The organism is Marinagarivorans sp. (assembly GCF_982758155.1).
Genome location: NZ_CEXWTU010000177.1, coordinates 1 through 10,654, shown reverse-complemented (window position 1 = coordinate 10,654; position 10,654 = coordinate 1). Strand labels below are relative to the sequence as shown.

The 10,654-nt window shown below is 44.9% G+C and carries 13 protein-coding genes; 1 reads left to right on the top strand and 12 read right to left on the bottom strand.

All coding sequences use genetic code 11. The features are described from left to right. The 12 genes from flhB to AC3A8L_RS15920 form a co-directional block, all read right to left on the bottom strand. The coding region (gene flhB / locus AC3A8L_RS15975) for a flagellar type III secretion system protein FlhB (RefSeq protein ID WP_487963270.1) at positions 1 to 784 on the bottom strand (784 nt) is incomplete at its 3' end. Beyond that, a complete protein-coding gene (gene fliR, locus AC3A8L_RS15970) occupies positions 784 to 1,548 on the bottom strand; it encodes a flagellar biosynthetic protein FliR (protein ID WP_487963269.1) in 765 nt (254 codons plus the stop codon). The genes flhB and fliR, both read right to left, overlap by 1 nt. Position 1,549: 1 nt before the next feature. Further along, the gene (gene fliQ / locus AC3A8L_RS15965; RefSeq protein ID WP_487963268.1) at positions 1,550 to 1,819 is read right to left on the bottom strand and encodes a flagellar biosynthesis protein FliQ; all 270 of its coding nucleotides are present in this window, start codon (positions 1,817 to 1,819) and stop codon (positions 1,550 to 1,552) included. A 175-nt stretch (positions 1,820 to 1,994) separates the two neighbouring features. Then, entirely contained in the window at positions 1,995 to 2,870 is an 876-nt protein-coding gene (gene fliP / locus AC3A8L_RS15960) for a flagellar type III secretion system pore protein FliP (protein WP_487963267.1), read from the bottom strand. Positions 2,871 to 2,884: 14 nt separating this feature from the next. Next, a complete protein-coding gene (locus AC3A8L_RS15955) occupies positions 2,885 to 3,457 on the bottom strand; it encodes a FliO/MopB family protein (protein ID WP_487963266.1) in 573 nt (190 codons plus the stop codon). Positions 3,458 to 3,462: 5 nt separating this feature from the next. Continuing rightward, positions 3,463 to 3,882 carry a flagellar motor switch protein FliN gene (gene fliN / locus AC3A8L_RS15950; protein ID WP_487963265.1) on the bottom strand — a complete coding sequence of 140 codons (420 nt, stop codon included), beginning with the start codon at positions 3,880 to 3,882 and terminating at the stop codon, positions 3,463 to 3,465. After that, the gene (fliM, locus tag AC3A8L_RS15945; RefSeq protein WP_487963264.1) at positions 3,875 to 4,879 is read right to left on the bottom strand and encodes a flagellar motor switch protein FliM; all 1,005 of its coding nucleotides are present in this window, start codon (positions 4,877 to 4,879) and stop codon (positions 3,875 to 3,877) included. The genes fliN and fliM overlap by 8 nt, the downstream gene beginning before the upstream one ends. Positions 4,880 to 4,889: 10 nt before the next feature. Next, positions 4,890 to 5,399: a flagellar basal body-associated FliL family protein gene (locus AC3A8L_RS15940; protein ID WP_487963263.1), complete on the bottom strand. Its 510-nt coding sequence runs from the start codon at positions 5,397 to 5,399 to the stop codon at positions 4,890 to 4,892. 175 nt (positions 5,400 to 5,574) lie between these two features. Further along, positions 5,575 to 6,924 carry a flagellar hook-length control protein FliK gene (locus AC3A8L_RS15935; RefSeq protein ID WP_487963262.1) on the bottom strand — a complete coding sequence of 450 codons (1,350 nt, stop codon included), beginning with the start codon at positions 6,922 to 6,924 and terminating at the stop codon, positions 5,575 to 5,577. A gap of 238 nt (positions 6,925 to 7,162) precedes the next feature. Then, on the bottom strand, positions 7,163 to 7,501 hold the full coding sequence (locus tag AC3A8L_RS15930; RefSeq protein ID WP_487963261.1) for an Hpt domain-containing protein: 339 nt from the start codon (positions 7,499 to 7,501) through the stop codon (positions 7,163 to 7,165). A gap of 8 nt (positions 7,502 to 7,509) precedes the next feature. Next, positions 7,510 to 9,243: an ATP-binding SpoIIE family protein phosphatase gene (locus AC3A8L_RS15925; RefSeq protein ID WP_487963260.1), complete on the bottom strand. Its 1,734-nt coding sequence runs from the start codon at positions 9,241 to 9,243 to the stop codon at positions 7,510 to 7,512. Positions 9,244 to 9,318: 75 nt separating this feature from the next. Then, complete coding sequence (locus AC3A8L_RS15920) at positions 9,319 to 9,621, bottom strand: STAS domain-containing protein (protein ID WP_487963259.1); 303 nt, start codon at positions 9,619 to 9,621, stop codon at positions 9,319 to 9,321. Positions 9,622 to 9,858: 237 nt separating this feature from the next. On the opposite strand from AC3A8L_RS15920, the gene AC3A8L_RS15915 reads away from it, so the two are divergent. After that, a complete protein-coding gene (locus AC3A8L_RS15915; protein ID WP_487963258.1) occupies positions 9,859 to 10,572 on the top strand; it encodes a phosphoadenylyl-sulfate reductase in 714 nt (237 codons plus the stop codon). Positions 10,573 to 10,654: the final 82 nt, after the last annotated feature.

The following is a 10,654-nucleotide window of genomic DNA, read 5'->3' as shown; positions in this document are numbered from 1 at the left end:
GAACATCGGCCATCATTCTTTTTTGTGACATTTCATGCTGTAGTTGACGAATACGCCCTTTAACCTCGGGTTTGCCTTCGCTGTCTTTCATTTCATCTTTAATATCCTGCATCGACATTTTAAGCTTTTTTGTATGTTCGTATATTTGAAAAGGGATATCGATAGCCGCAACAAGTAATGTAGAAGCAGAAACAACCAATGTCGTTATCGCACTCAAATATGCGGCCTGATGAATGGCCTCCCCTACAGGCATATTGACCAGACCTAAAATATCATCCGCAATATAACTAAGCATAAAGAATGCCGAAATCATAACGACAAGTACTTTGGCGATCGACTTAATAAGTTCCACTAAAGATTTAGCCGAAAACATGCGCTTTAGACCGGCCAATGGGTCCATTCTATTCATCTTGGGCGCTAACGCTTTATTACTCCACAAGAAGCCACCCAGGGCCGTGGGCCCAGCAATACATGCGAAGATAACGACACCAAAAAAAGGGAGAAGAGAATAAAACGCATCATAAATAGCAGAAGAGAATATTCCCATCAATTTCTGAGTATCAAAAAGTGTCAACCTCGATGCGCCAAAACACTCGCGCATGATTTCCATAATTGCATCACTTATGGACGGCCCAGTAACCATCAAAGCTATAGTGCCCAGTATTAACAGCGCACTGGTAGTCAGCTCTTTAGAACGGGGGACATTACCATCTTCTCGTGCCTTTTCGAGCTTCTTGGACGTGGGGTCTTCTGTCTTTTCCTGCGAACTGTCATCACCAGACATTAATTCACCATATTGCGAACAAACATAAATCCGTCACCCGCAATACGCTGAAAATACTCCAACATACCATCAAGACCGATATAGATTAAAATCATACCGAGCGTTAGCGTAAACGGGAATCCAACCGCAAAAATATTCAACTGCGGTGCAGCTCGGCTCATAATACCGAAAGCGACATTCACAAGAAGTAATGCCGTTAACAACGAAATACTCATAAGTAGCGCAGAAGTGAATAACCAAGAACCTAACCCGGCAATTGCATAAAATTCAACTGCACTATAATCCCCGAACTGCACACTGTAAAAACTTTCAATAACTAACTCTAACAAAACCAAATGACCATCAAAGGCAATAAACAGTAGTGTCGCGGCAACCAAATAGAATTGTGAAACAACTGTCGTTTGAACACCATTAACAGGATCGTTCATTGACGCAAAGCCCAACCCAATTTTCATGGCGATCAGCTGCCCTGACAACACAAAGCATTGAAAAACAACTTGAAATACAAAACCGACCGCGCCGCCAATCAACAGTTCAGCACCAATAGTGCCTAACATAAATAGTGATAACATCGGGGGAGCATCCTGGGGAGGAATAAGTGGAGTAACAATAAATGTTATTACGGCGGCAATAATTATTCGCGTTCGAGCCGGAACCACACGAGTACCAATAACAGGCATCGTCAGAAATAGCGCTCCAATCCTAAAGAAAGGCATTAAGTACATCTGAAAAAGAGCGTCAATTTCTGTGAATGTAAATTCCATATTACCCAATCATATAGGGAATGTTATAAATCAAACGATTAAATAGATCCATCAAACGCCCTAGAAGCCATGGACCAGTCATCATAATCGTAGTCAGTGTCATCACTAGGCGCGGTAAAAAGCTTAAGGTTTGCTCATTGATTTGAGTGGCTGCCTGAAAAACACTCACGACTAGACCTACCGCAAGACTTGGCCCAACAATAACCACAACAATGATCACCGTCAGAAAAAATGCATCCGCTAACAAATCTAAAACAACCTGTGGCGTCATATAAACCTCCGAGAGCTAAGGGGTGTGCATTAAATAAATTCCCGCTTTTTAATTCCTGGGTGCACGCTTGCCTTCGTTAAAAATATTTGCAATAGCCGGCTATTACGCCAAATTTTCGCCTCGTCAAGCGTACTCCCACAAACCCAAATTCCAGCAACTTACTCAGTGCACGCCCCTAAACACCAAAACTTGCAGCCAAAGTCCCAATAATTAACGCCCAACCATCCACAAGCACGAATAGCATTATTTTAAAGGGCAGCGATATAATAAGCGGCGACAACATCATCATACCCATAGCCATCAAAATACTGGCAACAACAATATCGATAACCAAAAAAGGGATGAAAATGATAAAGCCAATTTGAAACGCCGTTTTTAATTCAGAGGTAATAAAGGCAGGCATTAATATTGAAAACGGAATTTCATCGGTATTGGCTACCGGCTCGCGCTTTGAAATCCGAAAGAATAACCCCAAATCTGATTCCCGTGTTTGCGCAATCATAAAGGCACGCATGGGATCCTGTGCGCGCGCTATAGCCTCGCGAGCATCAATCTGCTCATGGGCATAAGGTAAATACGCATCGTTATAAACCTTATCCAAGACCGGGCTCATAATAAAAAATGTTAAAAAAAGCGATAAACCAATAAGAATTTGGTTCGACGGTGATTGTTGCAGCCCTAACGCCTGTCGCAAAATGGAAAACACAATGATAATTCGTGTAAAAGAGGTCATCGTCATTAACATGGCAGGAATAAACGACAAAGCCGTCATTAACAACAAAACTTGCAGCGTAACGCTGTAATCTTTTTGCCCGTTAGGGGCCCCACTCACGGTGAGAATAGGCATAGCGGGAACCGGCGCAAAACCCAAAGGCGCTGCAGGAGAATTCAAACCGCTAACCTCTTCTATACGCTGTGCTTGGGTTGTTGGCCCACTAGCATCAGGGGTTTGCGCCTCCGCACTTTCAATGGCCCAATAACACGCAACAACTAAAATAAGGCCCAGTATTAAATGCGGCTGCTTACACAAGAAGCGGAAACTGGCGCTCATATTGGCAGGCAATATCACTTTTGTCCCTTCAATAGAAATTCGTTAAGCTTATTCTGAAAATCCATTGCAGTTTTAGCCCCTAAATGTGGTGCCGGCAATTCACTGCTATCAAACCCAAGCAAAGGCACCGATTTTACAAGGTTCACCTTTCCACTCGCGACACCAATCAACAAGCTTTCACCTGCAAAATCTACAACCACTAAACGCTCTTTTGCTCCCACCGATAAAGTTTCACGAAGAACCATTTTTTTACCTCGATTTATCGTCGTAAAACCCGTTCGCTTTGCAATATTTGCTACTGCAAAAATTATCAGTAACACAACACCCAAAGCACCAATAACCTTTACGATGGAACGCGAAGGGCTAATTCCAGAAGAGCTTAACGTGCCGCTATCGTTATCTTGAACACCCAGTTTAAACGCCGCGGGTTCAGTCGCCTTATCATCAACGGAGTGATTAAGTAACGTGGTTTCAATTAAGGGATCAATTAAAATATGCGCTTGCTCAGTTGCGATGACCGGAGCAGCCTGCGAAACACACAGCGGACTCCAAACCAACATCACCATAAAAACGATCAACACTTTCATCGGTGCTACCTCAATTTTTTAATGCGCTCAGAAGGACTAATAACATCGGTCATCCGAATACCAAATTTTTCATTAACCACCACCACTTCTCCATGTGCGATCAAAGTTCCATTAACCAGCACATCCAGCGGCTCGCCTGCCAAGCGATCCAGCTCAATCACAGACCCCTGATTAAGCTGCAATAAATTACGAATGGTGATTGCCGTCCTGCCAACCTCCATGGAAATACTGACAGGAATATCAAGAATGACATCTAAGTCAGGCCTCCCATCCACACTTGTTATTGGCGCAGCACCGCTAGCAGCAGGATCATCAAACTCCTCAAGGTCAACGGCTTGCGTCGACTCCTCTTCGACTTGCTCTTCCATAGCAGCAGCCCATTCATCCGCCATGCTGTCCTGATCAACATTTTCGTCATCACTCATCGGTCTCTCCTACGGGCTCGCGCTGCTGATTAAGACCGGTGCGGTCAATTTGATCACAGACTTTCAATGCAAGATGCTCTCCTCGCTGCCCCAATGACGTTCTAAACATGGGCACACCATTCGCGGTCAGCACTTGCATTTCAGGTAAATTAATTGGGATAACATCCCCTGGGCGCAACTCCACAATATCGCGTAAACTAATTTCGCGTCGGGCGATATCACACTCCAAGACAACTTCAGCATCCATCACATCTTCACGTAAAGCATTAATCCAGCGGTCGTCACGTTCATCGGTATCAGACTGCAGGCCGGCATCCAATATTTCGCGAATGGGCTCAACCATGGAATATGGCATTGTAATGTGAAGCTCGCCACCGCCACCGTCCAGCTCTACATGAAAAGTACTCACAACAACCACTTCACTCGGGCTAACAATGTTCGCCATTGAAGGATTAACCTCTGAATTAATGTACTCAAAGTCAATTTCTTTAACCGCACGCCAAGCTTCTTTTAAATCGATAAAAGCCTGCTCCAACACCATTTGAACAACGCGTAATTCTGTGGGTGTAAATTCTCGACCTTCAATTTTTGCATGACGGCCATCGCCACCAAAAAAATTATCCACCAACTTAAAAACAAGTTTAGCGTCAAGAATAACTAAAGCAGTGCCCCGCAAAGGACGAAATTTAATCATGTTTAAACTTGTTGGCACATAAAGCGTATGCACATATTCGCCGAATTTTTGAATCTGTATCCCACCCACAGATACATCAGCAGTACGACGCAAGAGATTAAACATGCTAATTCGGGTGTAGCGCGCAAAACGCTCGTTAATCATTTCCAGTGTGGGCATTCGCCCACGAACGATACGGTCCTGACTGGTTAAGTCATAATTACTGACCGCAAGAGGATCACCTTCGTCCTCCGTATCAACATCGCCATCATCTACGCCATGGAGTAAGGCATCGATCTCGTCTTGTGATAATAAATCCTGCATGCCTTTAGCCTTATTGCATTACAAAGTTGGTGAATAGGACCTGTTCAACACCTGGCTTGCCAGTTTCTTTTTCTAAAATCTTTTGTATTTCTTGCAGGCATTGCTGCCTGAGCAGCTCTTTACCTTCTGCCGTTTGCAACTCGTTATACATTTGCCCACCAATAGTTAGGACTAATGCATTCGCAATTAAAGGGGAATGCAGCTCTATGGCGGCTATGACACTTTCATCACGAATCAATAAGGTCACGTCAACTTGTGCATAACGCTGTCGCCCCTTGTAACCAAAATTTACAATGATCGCGGGTTTAATCGGATAGTAAATAGCGGCTTTTTTAACTTCCTCAACTACGGCCTCAGTAACTGGGGCCGCCTCCGGTGGAGGCGACATCATTTGTAACGCAAAAATAGTTCCACCTACAGATCCACCGACCAACAACAATGCGAGTAATACAAGAAGAATTAACTTCTTTTTACCGCCGCCTGCCGGCGCTTCCGTTCCTGCTTCATCCTCATCTGCCATGTCAAAAACTCGTCATTTTTAAGGTGTTTATCGCTTAATTAAGAAAGGAGCAAAACAAGTGCCAGCATGGCGTCATGCCAAACTTAGATTGGATAATTATTGTATAGACAATAAAAAGGCTGCATTAAATGCAGCCTTTATGAAGATCGGGTTTTAAATATTTTACAATAATAGGTTAAACAAAATGATCGATCGCAGACTGAGGAATATGGGCAACATGCTTATCTGTAATGCTGTTATCAGGACCGTCGCTCACCCCGTCACTTCCAGATTCACCTTCAGGGTCTCCGTTATTTGAGCTTTGCTGATCGGTAACATCAGCCTGCACTAGCTCTAAGCCTTCTTCGTTAAAGGCCTCCTTCAAACGCTGCATGGTCGTATCCAATGCCTCTCTTACCGCTGCATTTTGCGCCGCAAAGGTTACCGTTGCCTGCTCATTAGCAATCGATATTTTAATATTAATCGGCCCCATATCCTGAGGGTTGAGCTGTATTTCAGCTTGTTTAATATTTTGTGACGCCAAATTGGCTGAGCGCTCTGCGATTTGACCCGCCCACGCAGGCTGCCCAAAACGAATATTGGCAGAGACAAAAACACGATCAACCGAAGGGGTTGAGGTTTTTAAGCTGAGGTCATTGACCGAAAAAGAAGGCTTTGATTCTTGCTCCTCCTTAACCGCACCACTGATTTGATGCGCAAAGCTTTTCTCTCCGATCATTGTCTCTCTGGGGCTCACCTTGGCCGTTAAACCCTGAGAATTTTGTGCTGTGAATTTATCAGAAATGGCTTGTGTAAGCTGGCCATTCGTTACAGGAATGACGGTTGCTGACGATGGTTTTTTTGTCACAAATGTGGATGTGGTAACAGCAGTATCGCCTTCGGCCAAAGTACTCGAGGGCAACGCAGCCTCTTGAGAAACCTTTATTCTGGCATTCAAAACCGGTTCGCCCTGACCTTTAAGCGCAGAAACCAGCGGCGCACTTGCCAGCTCTGGTATTGCGGCCTTTTGTAGCGCCACGTCCGTATTCACTACTATTGGTAAAGCCGTCTCAGCACTCGGAGCAGTATTAAAATCAGGAGCATCCGGCTTTATCGTGCCCTCGCCCGGCTCACCGTCCAACACTGCCCCTCCCATAGTCACACCAAAATGATTCACCTCTAACGGTGTCACAGCCACGCTAGGAAGTATTGTTGCGCCCATCAAAACATCGGCAGTATCAGTAATGATGTTATCAAAGCTATCAATGCTATTGGCGACGCTTACAGCATTCTTCTCTGAAGCTTCTGCTGCCTTGTGAGCCAAGCGTGACGATGGCGCCCCCCCTTTTTCTTGTGACGCACCAGCCATTGTTTCTTTAAAATCTTTCGGCGTTACATCTTGATGTTCTTTTGGCACATTCGCATCGCGACTACCATCAGGCTTATTCGCAGCGGCATGGCTATTACTGTGCAATGGTTTTTTAGGGGCACTATTCACAACAGGTTTATCGAGTATTGCTAAAGCAGAGGTATTATTTGTCATCATTCAGTCCTACACAAAAGTCTTTCATTGATCAATTGCGAATGCAGAAACTACGCCAAAAAAGGACTAAACCAGGAATAGATAATAATTTGAGCGAGAGTAGCTGATCCCCTGAGGCACGCTTACTTTTTTTGCCGATTAAAGTGGCTATTCAGCGGAAACAATTCACTTATTCCTCTTGATTAAAGTCAGTTTCTTGGCACTAGCCAAGAATATAGGAAAGGAAAAAATCCAGCGTCAATTAAGCGGCAGAAAAATCTTGTAACGCTTTAGAGACAACGGCAAACTCTTCAACCGTAGCGGACAATATTGGCTCTGCACCGGCAAGGTTTTGCGCATGCCCCATAGACTCTAACTTGCCACAATAGTCGGCTAGTGTATTGGCCCCCACATTTCGGCTGCTACCTTTAAGCCCATGAGATTCTTCATACACGACAACCGCATTACCTACCAACAAAGCTTCTTGTATCTTGTCAATGCGAGATTGCCCATCGACAATGAACGTTTCCACCAAGACACAAAAACCCTCATCCAACAAATCTTTTAGCTCAGCCAATACTTCTAGACTTACAGACGACATAGAACCCCCTAATCATCAGTGCTCCAACGGAAAACAGCTTCTATGCGATTCCCAGGCACATTAATTGTTAACCGCTCGCAGATTGAGTCAATAAGCTGTAATCCGCGGCCGAAATAATTGGGATGAAGGTCACCCTCTTCAGTTTTTGTTACCTCCTCCTCCTTAACAAATCCCTTGCCGCTATCCGTAAAGCGAATCGTTAGGAGACCACCATCAACCTCCAGCGTATGCTCAAAATCAATCGTTACCCAGCCCTCTTTCAATTGATCCAAGCCTTCTTTTCGCGACTTGTAATAGTTCGCAAAGCCCTCTGGAGACGACTTCATTTGGGAAGATAAGCCTAAAACACCATGCTCTACGGCATTATTAAACAGCTCAGACAGCACCGTATACAGTACCGAGCTACTTTGCCGAAGGTGCGGCACCTCAGAAATGACATTCAACAAAAGTGGTAACGGATCAAAAGTCTTGAGAGAAGAGGTGTTTAACTTTAACGTCATCGCCCAGTCGGCTAAGCTGCCCCGTGATTTTGGTGCACTTTTAAGAACCTTTTCGGCGATTTCTTCATTTGGCATTTCCAGCGCAACAATGGAGACATCGTCATCACCGTCACTATCGCCAATATGCTTTTGCACCCGCGCCAATACGGTATCAAAAATAGTCTCAACCGGGCTGCCGGCATATAATATTTCATTTAAACGCTCTTCACCAAACATATCACCATCCGGTTGGCGCGCCTCAATAATACCGTCGGACCATAAAAAGAGTTGATCCTTTTCTGCCATTTCATAGCGTGCTGGCACGTGATTAAATTCACGATTAGAGAGTACACCTAATGGTAAATTAGTTGATCGAATCACATCAAATTGCTTGGTGTCAGCGCGATAAATTCCACCCTCGGGTAAACCACCCGACCAAATTAGCGCGCGTTTTTTATGAAAGCTTAAGTCAACCGCGGTCGCACAACAAAAGAGGCCTACAGGTAAAGTATGGTAAAGCTTTCCGTTAACCTCACGAATAATATCGCCAATACTGAAACCTTTTCTCGCCATGCCGTGAAAAATAGAAGCCAATGGCATAGAACCAATGGCTGCTGGTAGGCCGTGCCCCGTAAAGTCACCCAGCAAAAGCAGCAAACTACCTGTAGGACTTAAATCTGCAAGAATAACATCGCCATTAAACACGGCCAGTGCCGACATATAGTATTTAATAATGGGTAAATCTAAGGTGCCGGCAAAGGTGATCTTGTCAAAAACTTGCTTAGCCACCTCTTGCTCTTGCATTAAATGGGTATTATTTAATTCGATTTGATCACGCTGCCGAATCATTGTCTGAGTCATTTCACGCATGCGGTAAAATGCTTTAATTTTAGCCTCAATAATAATCGCATTATAAGGCTTAGACAGGAAATCATCGCCACCAGCCTCTAAACAAGTGGCGAGCGATTTGGCATCGGCCAGCGAGGTAAGAAAAACGATCGGAGTAAAAACATCGCCAGACATTTCCCTTATTTTTCGGGCGGCCTCAATGCCGTTTAAATTTGGCATTAAGACATCAAGAAATACAAGATCTGGATTGTGCTGTTCAAACATGGCGACGGCTTGAACACCATCCTCCGCCATAATAACGTGGTAGCCCCCCTTCCTTAGCATAGACTCAAGGATCATCCGATCTACGGCGGAATCCTCAGCGACTAGTATTTTCACGCGCTTTTCTGGCACGACATGATTTTTGTCGCTCATTTTAACCTGCTCCCCTGCAGTCGCCCTTATAATTCAAGCCATCAGACTATGGCAAATTTATTGGCAAACCACAGCCTACTGGATGCTAAAAAGTTTCTCGAAGCTTGATATCGAAAATATTTTTTTCACTTCAGGAGAGCAATTGGAAATTGTAATCGTTGCGCGATCGCCGCCGGCAAAATCTCGTAGCACCAACAGCATGCCTAAAGCCGAGCTATCCAAATATTCGGCTTTACGTAAATTCACCTCGTAACCTTCTAGACCACTTCCGCCCTCATAACAACTACGAAATTCATCCAGTGAGCTGGCATCAAAACGACCATCCACTTCAATCATTAATGTTTTTCCATCACCGGAAACTGAAGAGTTAATTGACATGGGGAAATCCACCTTTAAGACCAATTCTAATAATAGCGATAATCGCTGTGAAAGCCTGTGCGGCCATAATCCAAGAATAGCCCAAAACTGTAATTGCGCGAGAACTCTGGCAAAGTTGTTGAATTTGGGGATGAGCGGTAGTTTTTGATATGATCGGCGCCGTTATAGTGCGCGGCATTTCAAATCCTTCGCGCCCCCTTACAACACCCGTAACCTTGTTTTCGATGAGCACACCCCATGATAGCGATAGACTTAGACGCCACACTGCAAAAGCAAAGCCCTCGCGAGATATTAAAATACGCGCTTGAGACCCACGACAACATTGCCATTTCTTTTAGTGGTGCCGAGGATGTCGTTCTTGTTGATATCGCCAGTAAGATTCGGCCAGACATCAACGTATTCACCTTAGACACAGGACGTTTACACCCAGAAACCTATAGTTTTATAGACCGGGTGCGCAACCACTACAATATTGATATTGAACTGATGTTTCCACAAGCCGAGGCAGTGCAATCATTGGTGAAAGAAAAAGGCTTATTCAGCTTTTACCAAGACAACCACCAGGAATGCTGCGGCATTAGAAAGATTGAACCCCTAAAGCGAAAGCTCGCAACCGTAGACGCTTGGATCACCGGCCAGCGCAAAGATCAAAGCCCCGGCACTAGAACGGGCATCCCTATCATTCAAAGCGACGCTATGTTCGCAGGGCCCGGCCGGGAGCTGACCAAATACAACCCACTGGCGAACTGGTCCTCGGAAGACGTTTGGATGCATATACGCGCCTTAGAGGTCCCCTACAACGCCTTGCACGACCAAGGGTTTATCTCGATTGGCTGCCAGCCCTGCACCAAACCTGTTGGTCCCAACCAGCACGAAAGAGAAGGACGCTGGTGGTGGGAAGACGCAACCAAAAAAGAATGTGGGCTGCACAACGAAAACATCAAAGGCTAAAAGCCTCTAAGGGGCGCGCATGAAATAAGGGGCGAGGCAATAATAGTTTGTCCAATTAGACGAGGGCGCCTGTTTTCTCAGC

Coding starts and splice junctions, on each gene's coding strand:
- AC3A8L_RS15930 (WP_487963261.1), bottom strand. CDS start 7,501: ATGTCGTCTGTAAGTCTAGAAGTATTGGCTGAGCTAAAAGATTTGTTG.
- fliM (WP_487963264.1), bottom strand. CDS start 4,879: ATGCAGGATTTATTATCACAAGACGAGATCGATGCCTTACTCCATGGC.
- fliR (WP_487963269.1), bottom strand. CDS start 1,548: ATGGAATTTACATTCACAGAAATTGACGCTCTTTTTCAGATGTACTTA.
- AC3A8L_RS15915 (WP_487963258.1), top strand. CDS start 9,859: ATGATAGCGATAGACTTAGACGCCACACTGCAAAAGCAAAGCCCTCGC.
- fliQ (WP_487963268.1), bottom strand. CDS start 1,819: ATGACGCCACAGGTTGTTTTAGATTTGTTAGCGGATGCATTTTTTCTG.
- fliP (WP_487963267.1), bottom strand. CDS start 2,870: ATGAGCGCCAGTTTCCGCTTCTTGTGTAAGCAGCCGCATTTAATACTG.
- AC3A8L_RS15955 (WP_487963266.1), bottom strand. CDS start 3,457: ATGAAAGTGTTGATCGTTTTTATGGTGATGTTGGTTTGGAGTCCGCTG.
- AC3A8L_RS15925 (WP_487963260.1), bottom strand. CDS start 9,243: ATGAGCGACAAAAATCATGTCGTGCCAGAAAAGCGCGTGAAAATACTA.
- fliN (WP_487963265.1), bottom strand. CDS start 3,882: ATGAGTGATGACGAAAATGTTGATCAGGACAGCATGGCGGATGAATGG.
- AC3A8L_RS15920 (WP_487963259.1), bottom strand. CDS start 9,621: ATGTCAATTAACTCTTCAGTTTCCGGTGATGGAAAAACATTAATGATT.
- AC3A8L_RS15940 (WP_487963263.1), bottom strand. CDS start 5,399: ATGGCAGATGAGGATGAAGCAGGAACGGAAGCGCCGGCAGGCGGCGGT.
- AC3A8L_RS15935 (WP_487963262.1), bottom strand. CDS start 6,924: ATGATGACAAATAATACCTCTGCTTTAGCAATACTCGATAAACCTGTT.